The organism is Microbacterium phosphatis, assembly GCF_049177115.1.
Classification (GTDB): domain Bacteria; phylum Actinomycetota; class Actinomycetes; order Actinomycetales; family Microbacteriaceae; genus Microbacterium; species Microbacterium phosphatis.
In genome coordinates, this window is the sequence record NZ_CP185370.1 from 2936359 (window position 1) to 2957383 (window position 21025).

16 protein-coding genes are annotated in these 21025 nt (G+C 70.6%); 9 read left to right on the forward strand and 7 right to left on the reverse strand.

All coding sequences use genetic code 11. The features are described 5' to 3' along the window. Positions 1-50: 50 nt before the first annotated feature. The gene (locus ACOKGD_RS14115) at positions 51-1052 is read left to right on the forward strand and encodes an SDR family NAD(P)-dependent oxidoreductase (protein ID WP_342335687.1); all 1002 of its coding nucleotides are present in this window, start codon (positions 51-53) and stop codon (positions 1050-1052) included. Positions 1053-1199: 147 nt separating this feature from the next. On the opposite strand, the gene ACOKGD_RS14120 is transcribed toward ACOKGD_RS14115, so the two are convergent. Continuing rightward, entirely contained in the window at positions 1200-1991 is a 792-nt protein-coding gene (locus ACOKGD_RS14120; RefSeq protein WP_342335689.1) for an SGNH/GDSL hydrolase family protein, read from the reverse strand. Between the two features lie 111 nt (positions 1992-2102). Between ACOKGD_RS14120 and ACOKGD_RS14125 the strand changes: the two genes are divergently transcribed. Continuing rightward, positions 2103-4088 (forward strand): alpha-glucuronidase, encoded by a 1986-nt coding sequence (locus ACOKGD_RS14125; protein WP_342335691.1) that lies wholly within the window; start codon positions 2103-2105, stop codon positions 4086-4088. A gap of 613 nt (positions 4089-4701) precedes the next feature. Here the strand turns inward: ACOKGD_RS14125 and ACOKGD_RS14130 are convergent. The 5 genes from ACOKGD_RS14130 to ACOKGD_RS14150 form a co-directional block, all read right to left on the reverse strand. Continuing rightward, a complete protein-coding gene (locus ACOKGD_RS14130; RefSeq protein WP_342335693.1) occupies positions 4702-5403 on the reverse strand; it encodes a glycosyltransferase in 702 nt (233 codons plus the stop codon). 61 nt (positions 5404-5464) lie between these two features. Next, complete coding sequence (locus ACOKGD_RS14135) at positions 5465-6976, reverse strand: GH39 family glycosyl hydrolase (RefSeq protein ID WP_342335695.1); 1512 nt, start codon at positions 6974-6976, stop codon at positions 5465-5467. Between the two features lie 121 nt (positions 6977-7097). After that, complete coding sequence (locus tag ACOKGD_RS14140; RefSeq protein WP_342335696.1) at positions 7098-8768, reverse strand: extracellular solute-binding protein; 1671 nt, start codon at positions 8766-8768, stop codon at positions 7098-7100. Between the two features lie 92 nt (positions 8769-8860). Then, positions 8861-9781: a carbohydrate ABC transporter permease gene (locus ACOKGD_RS14145; protein WP_342335698.1), complete on the reverse strand. Its 921-nt coding sequence runs from the start codon at positions 9779-9781 to the stop codon at positions 8861-8863. Further along, positions 9775-10719 (reverse strand): ABC transporter permease, encoded by a 945-nt coding sequence (locus ACOKGD_RS14150; RefSeq protein ID WP_342335700.1) that lies wholly within the window; start codon positions 10717-10719, stop codon positions 9775-9777. The genes ACOKGD_RS14145 and ACOKGD_RS14150 overlap by 7 nt, the downstream gene beginning before the upstream one ends. Positions 10720-10956: 237 nt before the next feature. On the opposite strand from ACOKGD_RS14150, the gene ACOKGD_RS14155 reads away from it, so the two are divergent. Together ACOKGD_RS14155 and ACOKGD_RS14160 are read left to right on the forward strand one after the other, a co-directional pair. Further along, positions 10957-12516: a GH35 family beta-galactosidase gene (locus ACOKGD_RS14155; protein ID WP_342335701.1), complete on the forward strand. Its 1560-nt coding sequence runs from the start codon at positions 10957-10959 to the stop codon at positions 12514-12516. Between the two features lie 125 nt (positions 12517-12641). Then, positions 12642-13667, forward strand: a complete 1026-nt coding sequence (locus tag ACOKGD_RS14160) for a LacI family DNA-binding transcriptional regulator (RefSeq protein WP_342335702.1) — start codon at positions 12642-12644, stop codon at positions 13665-13667. Between the two features lie 26 nt (positions 13668-13693). Here the strand turns inward: ACOKGD_RS14160 and ACOKGD_RS14165 are convergent, their stop codons facing one another. Continuing rightward, positions 13694-14791 carry a Gfo/Idh/MocA family protein gene (locus ACOKGD_RS14165; protein WP_342335703.1) on the reverse strand — a complete coding sequence of 366 codons (1098 nt, stop codon included), beginning with the start codon at positions 14789-14791 and terminating at the stop codon, positions 13694-13696. Between the two features lie 123 nt (positions 14792-14914). Between ACOKGD_RS14165 and ACOKGD_RS14170 the strand changes: the two genes are divergently transcribed. The 5 genes from ACOKGD_RS14170 (at position 14915) to ACOKGD_RS14190 (ending at position 20893) form a co-directional block, all read left to right on the forward strand. After that, a complete protein-coding gene (locus ACOKGD_RS14170) occupies positions 14915-16219 on the forward strand; it encodes an ABC transporter substrate-binding protein (protein WP_342335704.1) in 1305 nt (434 codons plus the stop codon). 117 nt (positions 16220-16336) lie between these two features. Beyond that, complete coding sequence (locus tag ACOKGD_RS14175; RefSeq protein WP_342335705.1) at positions 16337-17317, forward strand: carbohydrate ABC transporter permease; 981 nt, start codon at positions 16337-16339, stop codon at positions 17315-17317. After that, positions 17314-18204, forward strand: a complete 891-nt coding sequence (locus ACOKGD_RS14180; protein WP_342335706.1) for a carbohydrate ABC transporter permease — start codon at positions 17314-17316, stop codon at positions 18202-18204. The genes ACOKGD_RS14175 and ACOKGD_RS14180 overlap by 4 nt, the downstream gene beginning before the upstream one ends. Next, complete coding sequence (locus ACOKGD_RS14185; RefSeq protein WP_342335707.1) at positions 18201-18893, forward strand: hypothetical protein; 693 nt, start codon at positions 18201-18203, stop codon at positions 18891-18893. The genes ACOKGD_RS14180 and ACOKGD_RS14185 overlap by 4 nt, the downstream gene beginning before the upstream one ends. Next, positions 18893-20893, forward strand: a complete 2001-nt coding sequence (locus ACOKGD_RS14190) for a beta-galactosidase (protein WP_342335708.1) — start codon at positions 18893-18895, stop codon at positions 20891-20893. Before ACOKGD_RS14185 ends, ACOKGD_RS14190 begins: the two co-directional genes overlap by 1 nt. The last annotated feature ends 132 nt before the right edge of the window (positions 20894-21025 follow it).

The following is a 21025-nucleotide window of genomic DNA, read 5'->3' on the forward strand; positions in this document are numbered from 1 at the left end:
CCTAGCTACCGGACACGGTTGTCCGGTAGCTCGTCGGTGAAAGGACCCTCATGGCACTCAGCAAGAACTCGACCATCGGCGACTGGCTGGCCGACCCGGCCGGGCACCAGGCGCTCGTCGACCTCCTCGGCTCGGTCGACTCGCTCGAGCAGGCGAAGCCGCTCACCCTCGGGCAGCTCGTGGGCATGAGCCAGGGGCAGTTCACCGACGAGATGGCCGACGGCCTCATCGCCGCCGTGGGCGGCGACGCCGGTGCCGGTGACGAGCGCCCCGCCGCTCCCGCACCCGCTCCCTTCGTCGAGAAGGTCACGGAGGGCCGCTTCGCCGGGAAGACGATCATCGTCACCGGCGCCGGATCGGGCATCGGCCGCGCCACCGCGTCGCGCGTCGCACGCGAGGGCGGCCGCGTCATCGGCGTCGACATCAGCCAGGAGCGCCTCGACGAGTTCAAGGCCGCGCACGCCGACGCCGACATCACGGTCATCGTCGCCGACATCTCGGACGACGCCGGTGTGGCCGCCATCGTCGAGGCCGCGGGCGAGAAGATCGACGGCCTCGCCAACGTGGCGGGCATCATGGACGACATGACCCCCGTCGGCGAGGTCACCGACGCCGTGTGGGACCGCGTCTTCAAGGTCAACGTCACCGGCACGATGAAGCTCATGCGCGCGGTCATCCCCGCGATGCAGGCCGCCGCGGCGGGCCAGATCGTCAACGTCGCCAGCGAGGCGGGCCTGCGCGGTTCGGCCGCCGGTGCCGCGTACACCGCGTCGAAGCACGCCGTCGTCGGCCTCACCAAGTCGGCCGCGTTTATGTACACGGGCTCCGGCATCCGCGTGAACGCCGTCTGCCCCGGCGGCGTCGCCACCAACATCGGCGCGGTGTTCGCCTCGTCGCTCGGCGCCGAGCGCATCCAGCGAGCCATGGCGATCCTGCCGGGCGTCGCCCAGTCGGACCAGCTCGCTGCCTCGATCACCTGGCTGCTGTCGGACGACTCGACCAACGTCAGCGGAGCGATCCTCGCCTCGGACGGCGGCTGGTCGGCCGCCTGATCCGCCTCGACGGAAGGCCCGGCCCCCTCGCGGGGCCGGGCCTTCCGTCGTTCGGGCGGCCGCGTTCTCCGGGGATATCGGGAACTCAGGTCGGCGATCCGGATCCGCACCCTGAGAATCCGGGATCCCCTCCGGTGCGGGGCGGCGTCAGCGCGCGGCGGGCCCCAGCTGGGCGAGCACCGCCGGGATCAGCGCCTCGGCCGTGCGACGGTAGCCGAGGGCCGAGGGATGGAACCGGTCGAGCGAGAACATCTCGTCCGGGTTCGAGATGAACACGGGCCCCACGGCCGTGCGCAGCGAGACGGGCAGGGCTCCGGCGGCGAGCGCGGCGTCGGCTTGCGCGTGCGCGAGGGCCCGCGAGACGCGCGACCCGAGGTGGCGCAGCGGCTGGGGCACCGGCCGCAGGGCCCCGAGGTCCGGGCAGGTGCCGACCACCACCGCGATGCCACGACCCCGCAGGCGCTGGATCGCTCGGGTCAGGTGCTCGACGGACACCGAGATCGGCACCCGGTGCGTGACGTCGTTTCCGCCGACGACGATCACGGCCACGTCCACGCGGCGCTCCGGATCGAGCGCGTCGATCTGGGAGGCGAGGGCCGACGTCTCGGCCCCGGGCACCGCGCCGGTGGTCAGCCGCACGGGACGGCCCGCGAGCCGGGCGACGCCCTTCGCGATGCGCGCGCCGAGGGTGTCCTTGCGGCGCTGGGCGCCGAGGCCGGCGGCGATCGAGTCGCCCAGGATCAGCAGCTCGACCGGCTCACCCGGCAGTCGCCTGCGCCAGACCCGGTCGGCATCGAGTGCGTCCTCGCCCAGCGGCTTGCCGATGCGCCGCCGGGCGATGGCGGCCTGCCGCACGAGCAGCAGCCGCCCGGCGACGGTCGCCGCCGCGGCCGCGGCGAGCGCCGACACCGCGATGATGGCCGTCCGCGTGCGTCCCACGGAGACATCACAGCGGACGGGGGTGAACACGGGGTGAAACCGGGCCCCGAGTCCGCCCACTAATTTGTCGTCGATGGCCACAAATACCCCGTGGTGCGGCAGAATGGACGGGTGATCGCCACAGACGCCGCTCATCCCGCCTGGCTGCCCACCGCCGCCACCGCCACCCTCGGATCCCGCCGCATCGCCGTGATCGAGGGCGACCCGCTCGCCGACACGGTCGCCGCGGAGGCCGCCGAGGCCGTGGCCGCCCACGGCGGATCGATCACGCGATTCGCCGGCGACGCCCCGCGGGCGGAGGTCGTCTTCACGCTGGCGGAGGGGCTCGCCGACGAGGCGTACCGGATCGACCGCGCGGACGGATCCGTCACGGTGGCCGCCTCGACGGGCCGCGGGCTGCTGTACGGCTACTTCCACCTGGTGCGCCTGGGCGAGGCGGCCTTCGCCGGCGTCGCGAGCGAGACGCACGCCCCGGCCGGCGCGATCCGGATCCTGGACCACTGGGACAACATGGACCTCCACCCGGTCATGGGTGCGGTCGAGCGCGGGTACGCCGGGGCGTCGATCTTCTTCGACGCCGGCGACGGTCTGCCCGGCAGCGGCACGATCCGCGATGACCTCTCGCGCGTGCGCGCCTATGGGCGCCTGCTCGCCTCGATCGGCATCAACGCCCTCTCGATCAACAACGTCAACGTGCACGCCCGCGAGGCGCGCCTGCTCACCGACGACCTGCCCCACGTCGCGCGCATCGCCGACACGCTGCGCCCCTACGGCGTGCGCCTTCACCTCGCGGTGTCGTGGGCCTCGCCCATGATGCTGGGCGGGCTCGAGACCTCCGACCCGTTCGACGCGGGCGTGCGGGCCTGGTGGGCCGAGGCCTCGAACCGGGTGTGGGCGGCGATCCCCGACTTCGGCGGCTTCGTCGTGAAGGCCGACTCCGAGGGGCAGCCGGGGCCGTTCGCCTACGGCCGCGACCACGCCGACGGCGCCAACATGCTCGCCGAGGCGGTCGCCCCGCACGGCGGCATCATCCACTGGCGCGCCTTCGTCTACAACCACACGCAGGACTGGCGCGACCGCTCGACCGACCGTGCCCGCGCGGCGTTCGACCACTTCGCCCCGCTCGACGGCCGCTTCCGCGACAACGTCATCGTGCAGGTGAAGTACGGGCCGATGGACTTCCAGGTGCGCGAGCCCGTCTCACCCGTGCTGGCCGCGATGCCGCAGACGCGGGTGGCGCTCGAGCTGCAGGTCACCCAGGAGTACACCGGCCAGCAGAAGCACGCGGTCTACCTCGGCCCGCAGTGGGCCGAGATCATGCGCTTCGACTTCGGCGAGGGGCAGACCGTGGCCTCGCTCGCGCAGGGCGGCTTCGCGGCCGTCGCGAACGTGGGCGCCGACGAGTTCTGGACGGGGCACCCGTTCGCCCAGGCCAACCTCTACGCGTACGGACGCCTGAGCTGGGACCCGCTCGCCGATGCCGACGATCTCCTCGACGAGTGGATCGCGCAGACCTTCGCCGCCGAGGACGCCGCCGTCGCGCGGACGGTGCGCGTGATCCTGGCGCAGTCGTGGCTGACCTACGAGATGTACACAACGCCCCTCGGCGTGGGCTTTATGGTGCGCCCGGGCCACCACTACGGGCCCGACGTCGACGGCTACGAGTACACGCCATGGGGGACGTACCACTTCGCCGATCGCGACGGCATCGGCGTCGACCGCACGGTCGCCACCGGCACGGGCTACGCGGGCCTGTACCCGTCGCCCTGGCGCGAGACCTACGAGTCGCTCGAGACGGTGCCCGACGAGCTGATCCTGTTCTTCCATCACGTGCCGTACACGCATGTCCTCCACAGCGGGAAGAGCGTCATCCAGCACATCTACGACACCCACTTCGAGGGCGTCGAGCGGGTGCGCGCGAATGTCGAGGCGTGGAACGCGGTGAGCGGCTCGCTCGCGGATCAGGATCTCGCTGCGCGGGTGAACGAGCGCCTCGCCGAGCAGCTGCGGAGCGCGATCGAATGGCGCGACCAGGTCAACACCTACTTCCTGCGGAAGTCGGGCATCGCCGACGCGCACGGGCGCCGCATCCACTGAGCGCAGACGCGGAGAAGCGGAGGCGCCGCATCCCCCGATGCCGGCGCGCTCCGCTGATCCGTTGCTCTCTCCTGTGGGTCGCCCAGTCCCCCTCGTCTGGCTCCCCGCACCTGCCCTTCCGTCGTCCCCACGACCACGGTGCGAGGACATGCGCGCCGTCACGGCTGCACACCTCCCGACGCGTCATCAGACCCGCCCCGGAGAGAGCTTGCGATCGTCGGCCACCCGAAGGCCTTCGATCCTCGACCGCACGACGAATCGCCCCGACCGCCGACGACAGCGCGGTGCCGGCCCCGGCCCCGCGGGCGTCGAACAGCCCCGCGACCGCGAGTGCCTCCAGCGGGCGGCCCCGGAGGCCGCGGACGCCCGGGATCTCGACGACCTCCCACCCGCGCTCGACCAGGGCGCGCCGCACGTCGCGCAGCAGGGCGCTGCGCCCGCTGCCGGGCAGCCCCGCGATGCTCACGCTCACGCCGTCCCGGAGGCAGGCGACCGCATCGTCGCGCACGTCGGGGAACAGCGATTCCACCGTGGACGTCATGGAAGAAGGCCTACCAGACGAGGATCCGGCGGGTGCCGGTCGGTGCGCGCCGGCACCCGGCCGGCCCGCCCGCTACGGCGCCGCGGTGGTGAAGCGCTCCTGGATGTCGGCGACCGTCGGCTGCACGATCGACCACAGGAAGGCCACGAACACTCCGCCGAAGAGCCAGAGGGCGCCCTCGCTGGCGAACAGGACGAGCGCCGTGGCGACCACCAGCAGGGCGAGAAGCCCGAGGGTGCCGATCCAGCGCCGGCCGAGGTAGTAGATCGCCAGTCGGGCGATGTCGATCCAGCGGAACGAGAAGAACGTCGCGATGACGAGCGCGTTCAGGCCCCACAGCAGCACGATGACGCCGATCATGGCGAGCAGCCCGAAGATCGCGCCCCCGACGGCGTCGCCCGAGATCGCGAGCCCGGCGAGGATCACGGCCTCGAACACCATCGGCGGCGCCCAGGCCTTCAGCGCGTCGAGCCAGCCGATCCGGATGCCCTTGACGAACGAGCGCGCGGGCGCGAGCTCCTCGACGCGGGTGCGGTCGCGCATCGCGTACAGCCCCGCCGACAGCACCGGACCGTAGAGGATCAGGATCAGCGGCACCAGCGGCAGGTTGCCGGGCGCCCGCGCGAGCAGCAGGAACAGCGCCACCACGGGCAGCGACGCCACGCACATCAACACCAGCACCATGAGGTGCCAGTAGATGAAGGCGGTGATCTTCGACAGCGCACCCGTGCCGAATCCGGATCCGGTCGGGCCCTGGGTCTGCTCGTCGCTCACGGGGTCAGCCTAGGCGGCGCGGGGCGCTGCGCCCGCGCGCTTGCGGGAGGCGGCGCGCCCGTCACAGCCCGCGCCCGAGGATGCGGCGGTCATCGACCCATGCCGGCGTCTCGTCGGTCACGACGTCCAGCTCGAGCAGGGCGACGCCGTGCCGCTCGACGGTGATGTCGACGCGCGCGCGGCCGTCGGCCACGGGGAGCGCCTGGTGTGAGCGCGCCGGCTCGGCGGCCTCGCGAAGCGCGTCGAGCTGACGCCGCGACGGCGACGCGGGTCGCCCCATCTGGCGCCAGGCGGTGAAGGCGTTGCCGCGGTGCTCATCGACGTCCGACCGGCGGACGTAGACGGCGTCGCCGGCGACCGGGATCGAGAGCGAGAGGCGGTGCTCAGCGGGCTCCTCGGCGTCGTCCGTGCCGCCCACCGGCTGCCAGGCGAGGACCGTCACGCGACCGTCGGCGTGACGGGTGACCAGGTGGTCATCGCCCTGCGCCAGGATCTGCGATCCCATGCGCGCCATGAATGCGTACAGGTGATAGGTCGGCTTCTTGATCTGACGGTGCGCGATCATGCCGAAACCGCCGTGGAAGATCGCCGTCGGGATGTTCTCCTCCTCGAACACGTCGCAGAAGGTCCAGTAGGCGAACGAGCGCACGAGGTCGCCGCCGCGCGCCAGCACCGGCGCGAGGGCGGCGGCGTTGTAGGCGGTGTCATGCACGGGGTTGTCGGGGCGATAGCTCGTGTTGAACTCGGTCACGTGGTACGGCAGGCCTTCCAGCCCCGTGCCCGCGAGGATCCGGGCGGGGCGGCCGAACTGATCCAGCAGGTCGGAGGGATGGCGGAGGGTCTGGTAGACGCCGAAGGGGACGTGCTGGGAGGGCCCCGACGTGTAGGCGTGGAATGAGAGGAAGTCGGTCGGCAGGTCGCGGCGGGTGACGAACTCGGCGAACGGCAGCCACCAGTCCTCGGCGCCGGGACTGATCGCGGGGCCGCCGACCTGCAGGGCGGCATCGACCTCCTTGATCGCGCGCACCGACGACTCGTACAGGCGGAAGTACTCCTCCTGATCCGCGTCCTTCCAGAAGTGCGTGAGGTTCGGCTCGTTCCAGACCTCGATGGGCCAGGTGCGCACCTCGTCGAGGCCGTAGCGCGAGATGAGGTGGCGCAGCAGCGCCTGGATGAGCCTGTTCCACTCGGCGTAGTCGGCGGGCGGGGTGACGTTGCCCTTCCACCAGAACACCGTCTGGTCGCCCGAGGCGAGGCCCGGCGGCATAAAGCCGAGCTCGAGGAACGGCTTGATGCCGAGCTCGAGGTACATGTCGATGACCTGGTCGGCGTAGGTGAACGAGTAGCGGGTGCCGCTGTGCCCGGCCGCATCGTACGGACGGTGGATGCCGATGTCATCCGAGAGCAGCCCGTGTCCGCGGATGTAGCGGAAGCCGATCTCGCTCTGCGCGAGGGCGAGCGAGTCGCGATAGTCCGAGCGCAGCGCGAGGTTGAACCGTCCCGTGCCGACGCACTCGCGCCAGGCGTCGGAGAGGACGCCGATCGGGTCGGCGGGGACGACGGTGGTGACCACGGGGCGCTCCAGAGGGGAGAAGAGAGAGGAGGAGGACAGGACGAAGGGGCGGGGATCGGAATCCCCGCCCCCTCGTGTGGCCCGGGAGGCGCTCGGTCGAGCGCCTCCCGGGGCGACGGGCTTACTTGACGCCCGCCGCCTCGTTCATGGTGGCGACGTAGTCGTCCATGCCGAGGCCCTGGAGCTCGGTGACGTAGGCGTCCCAGTCGGCCAGGTCGCGGTCGCCCTTGATGAACTGCGCGGTGGCCGTGTGGACGGCACCGGTCAGGTTCGCCTGGGCGACGGCGATCTTCGTGCGCTGCACCTCGGTGAGCGGGATCGCGGGGCCGCCCTCGGCGACCTCCTTGCGCTCGTTCATCGTGGCCTGGAACTCGGCGACCTCGGGGTTCAGGGTCGACTGGACGAGGTCGGCGGTCGAGCCGTGCGCCAGCAGGAAGACGCCGTTGTAGAAGCCGAAGTCGGTGTTGAGCATCTTGGGCTCGGCGCCGGCATCCGGGTTGGTGCCGTTCCAGTCGATGCCCTCGAGGAGCTGACGCTTGTCGTCGGCGTTGATGTCATACGTCTCGCCCTTGACGCCCCACTTGGCGAACTCGAGGCCCTCGTCCGAGAAGTACAGCCAGTCGACGTACTGCAGGAGCGCCTTGAAGTACGGCTTGTCGGCCGCGTCCTTCGAGAGGGCGACGCCCGACTCGAAGTGACCGCCCGTGGTGGCGTCCATCACGTCGCCGGCGGGGCCGCCGGGGACGACGATGTTGCGGACGACGGCGTCGGCGTTGCCGGCCTCGGTGAAGCCGCTGCGGTACTCGGTGATGACCTGCGAGTTCGACGAGATCGCCGCGACCTTGCCGGTCGTGAACTTCGCCTTCGCGGTGTCGTCATCCTGCGTGATGCCGTCGGGGTCGAGGAGGCCGTCCTCCACGAGACCGTGGAAGTAGGTCAGCAGCTCCTTGAAGCCCTCCTGGGTGCCCGAGAACTCGTACTCGTCGCCGTTCCAGGTCACCCCGTCGCCGAAGCCCCAGCCGGCCTCGGTGCCGAAGTTGCCCGACGCGGCCTGCAGGATCGCGGCCATGGGCTGGTTGTTGTTGGTGGTGTTCCAGCGCTCCGTGTAGGGGAAGGAGAGCTCGGGGTGAGCCTCCTTGATGACCTGGAGCTGCTCGGCGAACTCGTCCCACGTCTTCGGGTCCTCGAGGCCGGCCGCGTCCCACCAGTCCTGGCGGATGGCGATCGTGTAGTCGGGCTTGGCGTTCTCGAGCAGACCGGGAAGGACGTAGAACTTGCCGTCGGCGTCGCGCGTGCGGTCGAGCTCGTCCTCGAGGCCCCACTTCTCGACCTTGTCGGTGAAGTTCGGCATGTAGTCGAGGTAGTCCGAGAGGGGGAGGAGACCCGCGGTGACGTTCTGGACGTCGGCCACGTAGGTCGAGGGGATGATGTCGTTCGCGTCGCCGGTCTGGATGAGCTGCGTGCGCTTGGTGCCCCAGTCCGCGAGCGGGATCGACTGGATGTCGAAGGTGACGTTCTGGTTCTTCTCGATGTTCTGGAGGATCGACCAGTCGTCCTTGAGGGGGTAGTTCGGGTGGTCGCGGTACATCAGGCCGACCTCGATGGGCTCGGTGGCCTTGAAGGTCGTGCCGACCTCGAAGTCCTCCATGGCGCCGACCGACTGCGCGTCGGCGATCTGGGCGGCGTCGCCCTCGGCGGGCTTGTCGCCTCCGCCGCCGCCGGAGCAGGCGGCGAGGCCGAGGGCCAGGGTCGAGACGGCGCCCAGGGCGAGCACCTTGTAGCGGATCTTCATGATTCCTCCGTTGCTGTGAGAACGTCGTCGTTCAAGACGGGCAGTGCGTGACATGCGGGGATGGATGGGGATGGAGCAGGTGCGGCGATCCGTCAGCCCTTGACCGAGCCGAGCATGACGCCCGACACGAAGTGCTTCTGGATGAAGGGGTAGAGGCAGACGATCGGCAGCACGGTGAGGATCGTCGTGACGGCCTTGACGTTCGAGCCGATCTGGACGGCGTCGCCGCCGAGGCCCTCGCCGGTGCCGGAGGCGCCGGCGATGATGTTGCGCAGGAACACCGAGACCGGGTAGAGATCCGGGTCGTCCATATAGAGGAACGCCGGGAACCACGAGTTCCAGAAGGCGACCGCGTAGAACAGGATCATCGTGGCGATGATCGCCTTCGACAGCGGCAGGACGACGCGCAGGAAGATGCCGTAGGTCGACAGCCCGTCGATGGCGGCGGCCTCCTCGAGCTCGGCGGGGAAGTTCTCGAAGAACGACTTCATCACGAGCAGGTTGAAGACGTTGATCGCCTGGGGCACAACAACCGCCCACAGCGTGTTCTTGAAGCCCAGCTCCGAGATCAGCAGGTAGTTCGGGATCAGGCCGCCGGCGAAGAACATCGTGAACAGCGCGAGGCCCACCAGCACGCTGCGGCCGCGCAGGTGGTGCTTGGACAGCACATACGCGAACGTGGTCGTCAGGATCATCGAGATCACGGTCGCGACGAACGTGTAGACGACGGTGTTGCCGTAGTTGACCCAGAAGCGCTCCTGCTGCACAACGGTCTCGAGCGTCGTCAGGTTGAACCCGACGGGCCACACGAACACCTGGCCGGCGGCGATCGCCGCCTGCGACGAGAACGCGCGCGCGGTGAGGTTCAGGAAGGGGTAGAGCGTCACCACGCCGACGAGGATCAGGATGATCACGTTGGCGACCGTGAAGATCCGGTAGCTCGTGGTCGGCTTGATCGTGCGCGGCTCGGTGCGGACGGCGGCGAGGTCGGGGGTCTGGTCGAGGGTCACCACAGCGAGGCTCCGGTCATCTTGCGCGAGATCGTGTTGGCGGACACCACGAGCACCAGGCCGATGATCGCCTCGAAGAGGCCGATCGCGGTGGCGTACGAGGGCACGCCCGACTTGATGCCGATCGTGTAGACGTAGGTCGAGAGGACCTCGGCCGTCTCGGTCGTGAGGGGGTTGTAGAGAAGCAGGATCTTCTCGAACCCGACGGCCATGAACTGGCCGATGTTGAGGATGAGCAGCACCATCATGGTCGGGCGGATCCCCGGGAGGGTGACGTGCCAGGTCTGCTGCAGGCGGTTGGCGCCGTCGATCCTGGCCGCCTCGTAGAGGCCCTCGTCGATCGTGGTCAGCGCCGCCAGGTAGAGGATCGTGCCCCATCCGACGGTCTGCCAGGCCTCGGAGATCACGTAGATCGCCCGGAAGTAGTCCGGCTCCTGCAGCCAGTTGACGGGGTCGCCGCCGAAGGCCCCCACGATCGCGTTGATCGTGCCGTCGAGTGAGGTCAGCTCCTTCACGAAGCTCGCGACGATGACGATCGACATGAAGTGCGGCAGGTAGCTGACCGTCTGCACAAGCTGCTTGAACCAGCGCAGGCGCACCTCGTTCAGCAGCAGCGCGAGGATGATCGGCAGCGGGAAGACGAAGATCAGCGTGATGCCGCCGATGATGACCGTGTTGGCGAACGCCCGCCAGAACATCGCATCGCCGAAGACCGCCTCGAAGTACTCGAAGCCCACCCACTCGTCGCCGAACATCGAGCCGCCGGGCGTGTAGCTGCGGAAGGCGACGATGTTGCCGAGCATCGGCACGTACTTGAACAGCAGCAGGAACAGCACCGGCAGCACGGCCAGCGAGTAGAGGCGCCAGTCGCGGCGGAGCGCGCGCTTCCAGCCGGGGACGCGAGGAGTCGCTCGCCTCCCCTGCGCGGGGGCGGTCCGCATGACTTCCGTCCGCGTGACTGTCCTCAGTGACATTCGTTCCTCCTCGGCCCGGGCGCCGTCGCCCGGGTTCTGTCGCCGTCTCCGCCCGAGAGGTGGGGATCCGGGGGCGGCGACCTCCCCGAAGGTACGACACGGCATATGCTTTCGTCAACAACATATTGCGACAACTTGCAGAAAGTTTCGCATCCGTGATTTTCGGGCGATCCGCCCGATCCACCCGACTGCGAGGATCGATCCATGACCGCCGACGCTCATGCCACCCCCCTTCCGCGTCTCGAGACGATCGGATCCGCCGCGCGGCTGATCGTCGACGACGCGCCCTTCCTCATCCGCGGGGGCGAGCTGGGCAACTCGGCCGCGCACCGCGGCTACCTCGCCGAGCGGTGGGAGAAGCTCGAACGGCTCGGGCTGAACGCGATCGTCGCGCCCGCGTACTGGGAGCTCGTGGAACCCCGCGAGGGGGTGTTCGACTGGACGTCGGTGGACGAGCTGATCGAGGACGCGGCTGCCCACGGCATGCGCATCGTGCTGCTGTGGTTCGGCAGCTGGAAGAACTCCATGTCCTGCTACGCACCGGCGTGGGTGAAGACCGACAGCGCCCGCTTCCCCCGCTCGCGGGACGCCCGCGGGCGCGCTCTGGAGATCCTCACGCCGTTCTCCGACGAGAACCGCGACGCGGATGCGCGCGCCTTCGCCGCGCTGATGGGGCACCTGCGCGACGCCGACCCGCAGCACACGGTGGTGATGGTGCAGGTCGAGAACGAGATCGGCATGATCCCCGATGCCCGCGACCACTGCGAGGCCGCGACCGAGGCCTTCGCCGCGCCCGTTCCGGCCGAGCTGACCGCCGCCCTCGGGCGCCCGGACGGCGGCACCTGGCGCGAGGTCTTCGGCGACGGACCGGCGGCCTCCGAGGCGTTTATGGCCTGGCATTTCGCCCGCTACGTCGAGGCCGTGACGGCCGCCGGTCGCGCCCAGCTCGACCTGCCGATGTACACGAATGCGGCGCTGATCAGGAAGAATTACGAGCCCGGACAGTACCCGAGCGCCGGCCCGCTGCCGCACCTCGCCGAGATCTGGCGCGCCGGCGCCCCCTCGCTCGACTTCCTCGCGCCGGACATCTACTTCCCCGAGTTCGCCGAGTGGACCGCGCGCTACGTCGACAGCGGCAACCCGCTGTTCGTGCCCGAGGCGCTGCGTTCGACGGACGCCGCCGTCAACGCGCTCTACGCCTTCGGCGCGCACGGCGCGATCGGGTTCTCGGCGTTCGGCATCGAGCAGATCGAGGGCCACGCCGAGCAGCTTCTCGCCGAGAGCTACGACGTGCTGCGCCAGCTGTCGCCGCTGATCGCGGAGAACGTCGGCCGCGGCACGATGCTCGGTCTGCTGCCGCCGGTCGAGCACCCGCGCGCCGCGCACCGCGCCCGCCTCGGCGGCCTGCTGCTGAACGCGACGTACGAGCGCACCGTCGCGCCGGGCCTCGCGGACGGCGTCATCAACGAGTCCGGAGATCGTCCCGCCGACCTCACCCGCCTGCCGGCCGGCGCCATCGTGATCCAGACGGGGCCGGACGAGTTCGTCGCGGCCGGCATGGGCACCACGATCGTGTTCGACCCCGCCGAGGAGGGCGACGGCGAGGTCGGCATCCTGAGCTGCGACGAAGGCGGCTTCGACGCCGACGGCCGGTGGGTCACGCACCGTCGCCTGAACGGCGACGAGACCCACCAGGGGCGCCACCTGCGGCTTGTGCCCGGACGGTTCACGATCCAGCGGATCGCCCTGTACCGGTACCGCTGATCACGGGGACTCCCGCCCGAACGGGGCTTTTGTTGCGGAAATCTTTCGAACGCACCTAGCATGGGGATCGACCCCGATCGGCGGCGCGCCCGACGCACCCCGATCCGCATGTGAAAGAGGACCCCGTGGTCGCATCGCGAGTGCGCCTTGCCGATATCGCCGCCGAGGCCGAGGTCTCGATCTCCACCGTGTCCAAGGTGCTCAGCGGCCGCACCGACATCGCTCAGGAGACGCGCCAGCGTGTACTCGCCGCGGCCCAGGCGCTGGGCTGGCAGCCCCGCGGCGGCGCCGCCACCGGCGACCCGCACGGCCTGATCGAGCTGCTCATCGGCGGCATCGGCACGCTCTGGGCCCTCGAGGTGGTACGCGGCGCCGAACAGGCCGCCGCCCTGCACGACAAGTCGCTGGTGGTCACCAACCTCGGCAACGAGGCGTTCTCGATGTCGGCGTGGGCCGCCTCCGTGCTCGCGCACCGCTCGAGCGGCGTGATCGTCGCGACCTCGCGCGCGGACAGCGTCGAGCTGGAGCGCCTGCGCGCCGCCGGGATCCCGGTGGTGCGCCTCGACGCCGCCGGTTCGCCCTCCGGCAGCACCGCCGAGGTGGGGGTCACGAACTGGGCCGGCATGCGCGATGCCACGCAGCACCTCATCGACCTGGGCCACCGCCGCATCGGGTTCATCGGCGGCGACCCCAACGCCACCGTCTCGCTCGAGCGCCAGGAGGGGTACACCTCGGCCCTGCGACGCAACGGCCTCGCGGTCGACGCCGAGCTGATCCAGCCCGGCGACTTCATGATCGACAGCGGCGAGGTCGCGGCCCGCACGATGCTCGACCTCGCCGAGCCGCCCACGGCCATCCTCGCCTCGAGCGACCTCGAGGCCATGGGCGTCTATCACGCGGCCTACGAGCGCGGCATCCGGATCCCCGACGACCTCTCGGTCATCGGCTTCGACGACACCGTGCTGTGCGGCTACCTCTCGCCGTCGCTCACGACCGTGCGCCAGCCGCTCGCGCAGATGGCCGACCAGGCCGTGCGCCTGCTCAGCGATCTCTCGCAGGGCAACCGGCCTGCCATGACGCGCATCGAGCTCGCCACGACCCTCGTCGAGCGCGGCAGCACGGCGCCCGTGCCGGTCCCCGTCGCGAACTGATCCGGCTCCGCCGCGGCGGAGCCGGATCAGCGACGATCGATCACGCGCGAGCGGAACGAGGCACGGTGCGTGGGATGCGAGGCGATGCCCGCCGGGGTGACCGGCGCCCCGTCGGCGTCGGCCGAGGCGTAGAGCGCGGCGACCAGCCCGAAGATGCGCGAGGCGCCCGTGGCGATGTCGGGGAGATCCGATCCGTCGCGCAGCGCCGCGAGCACCTCGGCCAGCAGGGCGACATGCCCACTCGGCACCTCGCGCTCGGGCAGCGCGGCCCAGCGTGCGGCCGTGGCCTCGTCGACGTGCGGGGCGGCGGTGATCCGCCAGTGCGCGTGACCGTGTCCGTACAGGTGCTCGACCTCGACCGTGGCGTGCTCGGCGTCGATGCGCACCCCGCTCTTCTGCCGGGGCGAGACGGCGCTCACCGTGACGGCCGCGATCGCGCCGTTCGCGTACGCGACGGTGGCCGTGGCGGCGTCCTCGGTCTCGGTCTCGCGCGCCAGGCGCCACAGGCGCGCCTCGACGTTCTGCCAGTCGCCGAGCAGGTGGGTCAGCAGGTCGAGCTGGTGGATGCCGTGGCCGAGCACCGTGCCGCCGCCCTCGGTCTCCCACCTGCCGCGCCAGGGCACGGCGTAGTACTCGGCGTCGCGGTGCCACAGGGTCTCGCAGGTCGCGAACAGAGGGCGCCCCAGCTCGCCCGAATCGAGCAGACCGCGCACGTGTGCTGCGGCCGATCCGGATCGCTGCTGGAAGACGAAGGCGAGCCGGCGGCCCGCGGCGGCGGCCGCCTCCTCCATCGCGTCGAGCTCGTCGAGCGAGGCGGCCGGGGGCTTCTCGACGATCACGTCGGCACCCGCCGCGAAGGCGGCGCGCGCCTGGGCGAGATGGACCGAGGGCGGCGTGCAGATCAGCAGCACGTCCGGGCGCTCGGCCGCCAGCAGCGCGCCGAGGTCCGGATGGACGGCCGGCACCGCCCATCGGGTCGCGAACGCCCGCGCGGCGTCGGCCGAGCGATCGGCGACCGCCACCAGCTCGGCACCCGAGAAGGCGGCGACGCCCTCGGCGTGAAGGTGCGCGACGGCACCCGTGCCGACGAGGGCGACGCGCAGCGGGGAGCGCTCCAGGACCACGGGACCTCCTTATAACGTTTCAAAGGTCGCCTCTTGACGACCCGCAGATCTGGAGCCTACGCTACGGGAAAGCGCTTGCCGACAGTCCCCGCGTCGGCAGACGAGCAGACACCAAGGAGAACAATGACGTTCCGCAGCAGGTTCACGCCCTACATCGCCGTCGCGGCCGTCGCCGCCACCGCGACGCTCCTCGCCGGCTGCGCCGGCGGCGGCGGCTCCCCCGATCCGGCCAAGCCCGCCGATCCGGACGAGAAGGTCACCCTCGACTTCGCCTTCTGGGGCAACGACGTGCGCGCCGAGCTGTACTCCCAGGTCATCGACGCCTTCGAGGCCGAGCACAAGAACATCACCGTCAACGAGTCGTTCCTCGGCTTCCCCGAGTTCTGGGAGAAGCGTCAGACCGAGGCGGCCGGCGGCGGTCTGCCCGATGTGATGCAGTTCGACTACTCGTACCTGCGCCAGTACTCCGAGAACGGCCTGCTTCTCGACCTCACGCCCTACCTCGGCGAGGCGATCCAGACCGACCCGCTCAAGGAGAGCGTCCTCGACATCGGCAAGGTCGCCGACGGCCAGTTCGCCATCCCGATCTCGACGAACGCCTGGGGCATGTACACCAACCCCAAGCTGCTCGAGACCGCGGGCGTCGAGGAGTTCGCCGGCGGGTCGTGGGACGACTACACCGAGTGGATGGCCTCGGTCACCGAGGCCTCCGGCGGCACCGTCTTCGGCGGCACCGACTACACCGGGCGCATCCAGAACTTCGAGATCCAGCTGCGCTCGCACGACAAGTTCCTCTTCAGCGAGGACGGCGAGCTCGGCTTCACCGAGGACGACCTCAAGGCGTTCTGGGAAGAGGGCGAGAAGGTCCGCGAGACCGGCGTCGTCGGCGCGCAGAAGCTCGAGGAGATCTACCCCCTGTCGGCATTCGACGCGGCCATCACCGCGAGCGAGCTCACCTGGGACAACTTCGGCGGCGGCTACCTCGGCAACCTCGGCGAGGGCTACACCGAGCTCGGCCTGGTCGCCCCGCCCGTCACGGTCGAGGGCGCCAAGGATCTGTACCAGAAGCCGTCGATGCTGCACGCCGCATCGGCGAACACCGAGCACCCGGCCGAGGCCGCGATGCTGATCGACTTCCTCGTCAACAGCCCCGAGTCGGGCGAGATCTTCGGCACCAACCGCGGGCTCCCCGCCTCGGAGACCGCGCTCTCGGGCGCCAACCTCGAGGGTCTGGACGCGCAGATCCAGGAGTACGAGGCCTCGATCGCCGACCGCCTCGGCGACGCCCCGCCCGTGCCGATCGTCGGCTACGGCACGATCGAGGAGGAGTTCCGCCTCATCGGGCAGGAGCTCGGCCACGGCACCCTGTCGGTGGACGACGCGGTGAAGCGTCTCTTCGACAAGATCGACGTCACCCTCAACGGCTGACGCCACTCGAAGGGGCGCTCCTCCCGCCCCCTCTCCTCTCCGCGGCCCAGGTGGACCCGCTCCACCTGGGCCGCGGCATGCGACACGACAGACGAGGACGTCTGGGAAGGACGAACGATGACGGTCACCGAGACCCGCACCATCGTGACGAAGGACGCGACGCGCCCCGGATCCGGATCACGAGGCCCCGCCCGGCCCGCGCTGCGCGCCCGCAGCATCCGCGAGACCCTCACGGGCTACGGGTTCCTCGTGCCGTGGCTGCTGGGCTTCTTCGGCCTGACGCTCGGCCCGATGCTCTACTCGCTGTACCTGTCGTTCACGAAGTACAACATCTTCACGGCCCCGAAATGGGTGGGCCTGGACAACTACATCCGGCTGTTCACCAACGATCCCGAGTTCGCTCACTCGTCGATGATCACGCTGGTGTACGTGCTGGTCGGCACGCCCGTGAAGCTCGCCGCCGCGCTCGGGATCGCGCTGCTGCTGAACTACCGCGACCGCGGCGCGGGCTTCTTCCGCTCGTCGTTCTACGCCCCGAGCCTCATCGGCGCCAGCGTCTCGGTCGCGATCGTGTGGCGCGCCATGTTCAACACCGACGGCCCCGTCGACCAGGGCCTCAGCCTGTTCGGCATCCACCTCGGGGGCTGGGTCGGCAACGTCGACCTCGTGGTGCCGATGATGATCATCCTGGCGATCTGGCAGTTCGGCGCCCCGATGGTGATCTTCCTCGCCGGCCTGAAGCAGGTGCCGCAGGATCTCTACGAGGCCGCCGAGATGGACGGCGCGGGGGCGATCCGGCGCTTCTGGAACGTGACGATCCCGATGCTGTCGCCCGTCATCTTCTTCAATCTGGTGCTTGAGCTGATCAACGCGTTCCAGGTGTTCGCGCCGGCGTACATCATCTCCAACGGCTCCGGCGGCCCCGCCGGGATGACGAACTTCTTCACCGTCATGCTCTACAAGACCGGCTTCGGCGACGCCCGCATGGGCTACGCCGCCGCGATGGCGTGGGTGCTGCTCATCGTCGTCGCGATCCTCGCCGCCTTGCTCTTCCGCACCCAGAAGTCGTGGGTGCACTACGCAGGGGACAACCGATGACCGCCACCCAGCTGCTCGTGACCGGATCGGCCGAGCGTCGCCCCCGCATCAAGCGCAAGAGCGTGCAGACGATCATCTGGTTCGTCGCGCTGTCCGCCCTGACGCTGCTGGTGCTCTACCCGCTGATCTGGCTGGTGTTCGCGACGTTCAAGCCGAACGCCGAGTTCGGCCAGAACCCGGGGCTCCTGCCCGACAACCCGACCATCGGCAACTACCTGAAGGTGCTCGAGGGCATCGGCGGGGTGCCGCTGTGGCGCTTCTTCTTCAACAGCCTGGTGCTGGCGGTCGGCGCGGTGATCGGCACGGTGGCCTCCTCCGCCCTGGCCGCCTACGCGTTCGCGCGCGTGAACTTCAAGGGCGCCGGGGCGCTGTTCGCGGGGATGATCGGCACGCTGCTGCTGCCGTTCCACGTGATCATCATCCCGCAGTACATCATGTTCAACCGGCTCGACCTGATGGACACCTACTGGCCGCTGCTGCTGCCGAAGTTCCTCGCGACCGAGGCGTTCTTCGTGTTCCTGATCGTCCAGTTCATGCGCGCCATCCCGCGCGACATGGACGAGGCCGCCCGCATCGACGGCGCTGGCCACTGGCGGATCTTCTGGTCGATCCTGCTGCCGCTGATCAAGCCGGCGCTGATCACCTGCGCGATCTTCGCGTTCATCTGGACGTGGAACGACTTCCTCTCGCCGCTGCTGTACATTTCGAGCCCCGAGAACTACCCGCTGCCGATCGCGCTGCGTCTCTACAACGACCAGACCTCGTCGAGCGACTACGGTGCCACCGTGGCGGTCTCTTTCCTGGCGCTGGTGCCGATCCTGCTGTTCTTCCTCGTGTTCCAGCGGTTCCTGATCGAGGGAGTCGCGACGCAGGGGCTGAAGGGATGACCCGCGCCGGAGCGCGCACGCGCCGCGCCGCCCGGGACGCCCGACGCGGCGTCGCCACCGGCGCCGGCCCCGCCCCCGCCGACTACGTGCCGCCCCGCAACCCCGGAGCGCACGGCGCCCTGGGGCTGCTCGGCGAGGTGCTGCTGACCGGCGTGCTGGTCACGCTCGTGGCGCTGCCGGTGGTGACGCTGCCGGTCGCGCTCGCTGCGGGGGTGCGGCACCTGCGCCGTTACGTCTCGGCATCGGAGTCGGGGATGGCGCTGTTCTGGCGCGACGTCGCGCGCGGCCTGCGCCTCGGCTGGGGCCTCGGCCTGGGCGCGGTGGCGCTCGCGCTGGTGCTGCTGCTGGATGTCGACATCGCCGGATCCGGAGCGCTGCCCGGCGGCGAGGTCATCGCGCTGGTCGGCTGGCTGGGCCTCGGCGCCCTCGGCACGGCGCTGCTCCTGATCGCCTCGGCATGGGCCCCGGAGACCGGATGGATCGCGGCCGTGAAGCAGGTGCCGGCGCGGGCCGCCGCCGATCCGGCAGGCGCGGCCTACCTCTTCGTCGCGGCCGCGTTCACCGCGGTGGCGACCTGGGCGCTTGTTCCCCTGCTCGTCCCGGCGCTCGGCTGCGCGGTGCTCGCGGTCGTGGCGGTGCCCGAGCGCGCGGCACGGCGCCACACCCCCGCCGCGGGGGTGGAGCGCTGATGCTGTACGGCGCCGACTACAACCCGGACCAGTGGCCCGAGGAGGTCTGGGACGACGACATCCGGCTGATGCAGGAGGCGCGGGTCACCACCGTCAGCCTCGGCATCTTCTCGTGGTCGCGGATCCAGCCCGCCCCGGACGTGTGGGACTTCGGCTGGCTCGACCGCATCATCGAGAAGCTGCACGCCGGCGGCATCGCCGTGAACCTCGCCACCCCCACCGCGTCGCCGCCGCCGTGGGTCACCACGCACCATCCCGACGTCCTGGCGGCCGACGAGTTCGGCGCGCCCTACTGGCACGGCGCCCGCCAGCACCACTCGCCGGCGTCCGAGACGTACCGGCGCCTGGCGTCCGAGGTCGTACGACGGCTGGTCGAGCGCTACGCCGACCACCCCGCAGTCGTGATGTGGCACGTCTCCAACGAGCTCGGCTGCCACCTGCCCGTCGAGTACTCCGACAACGCGCGCGATGCGTTCCGCCGCTGGCTGCACGAGCGGTACGGATCCGTCGACGCCCTGAACGCCGCGTGGGGCACCGACTTCTGGTCGCAGCGCTACGGCTCGCTCGACGAGGTCTTCCCGCCGCGGCGCGCGCCGTACACCCGCAACCCGTCGCAGGTGCTCGACTACCACCGGTTCATGTCGGACATGTGGCTCGAGTGCTACCGCATGGAGCGGGACATCATCCGGGCCGGCGGGGCGACCCAGCCGATCTCGACGAACATGATGGGCCCGTTCAAGCCCGCCGACTACGCCTCCTGGGCCGAGCACATCGACGTCATCACCGACGACTGCTACCCGGATCCGCTGGATCCGCACCGGGTGCGCAACGTCGCCTTCCAGCGCGATCTCGTGCGCTCGCTGAAGCGCGGGCAGCCGTGGCTGCTGATGGAGCAGGCCACCGACGCCGTCAACTGGCGGCCCGCGAACCCGTCGAAGAAGGACGGACAGCTGTCGGCCGAGTCGGCGGTGGCGATCGGGCGCGGCGCCGACGGCGTGATGTTCTTCCAGTGGCGCCAGTCGCGCGGCGGGGTCGAGAAGTTCCACTCGGCGATGGTGCCGCAGGCCGGCACGCACATCGGCGGGCAGCCGACGCGCACGTGGCGCGAGGTGACATCGCTCGGGGCCTCGCTCGCCGATCTGGGCGATCTGCCGGCCCCCGGGGACGACGCCCCGGTCGCGCTGGTCTTCGACTGGGAGAGCTGGTGGGCCGTCGAGGAGGACGCCAAGCCCGTCCACGTCGACTATCTCGGCGTGATCCGCGAGTGGTACGGCGCGCTGCACGCGCGCGGTGTGATGGTCGACGTCGTCCCGCCCGAGAAGGTCGACGGCCGCTACCGGGCCGCGATCGCCCCGTTCCTGTACCTGCTGCGCTCCCCCGGGGCGCAGCAGCTCGAGTCGTTCGTCGCGGCCGGCGGCACGCTGCTGGCCGGGCCCTTCACGGACGTCGTCGACGACTGCGACCGGTTCCGCCCCGGCGGCTTCCTCACCCAGCTCGGGCCGGTGCTGGGCGTGGGCCTCGAGGACTTCCGCGCGCTCGTCCCGCCCGTGCTCGGCGGCGCGGCCGAGCGCGCCGGGCAGGAGGCCCAGGCCTCGGGCGGCGGCGGCGGTCAGAGCGTGCAGGTGTCCGGGGAGGGCCTGGCCTTCCGCGGCACCTTCCTCGCCGAGGCGCTGGTGCCCCTCGGGGCCGAGGTGCGGGCGACCTTCGACGACGGGCCGTCCGCGTCGCGCCCGGCGCTGACGCGGCGCGCGCACGGCAGCGGCCATGCCTGGTACGTCGCCACCCAGCCGGATGCCTCCGGCATCGACGCGCTCGTCGGGGCGATTCTGGACGAGGCCGGGGTCGCCCCGGTCGTCCCGGGCCTTCCGACGGGGGTGGAGGCGGCACGGCGCGGATCGCTCGTGACGATCGTGAACCACACCGACCACCCCGTCGAGGTCGCGTTCGGCGGCGTCGGCACGCTGCCCCCGCAGGGGCACGCGTTCGTCCACACCGCCTGACGGCCGCCCGTCGGCGCCGCCGCCCGGCGATCCGAGACGCTTGCGCGATCCGGATCGGCCGTGCGAGACTCCCTTTGGGAAAGCGCTTACCGAAGGTGCTCCCAGACTTTCACCCCAGGCCCGCAGAGACGC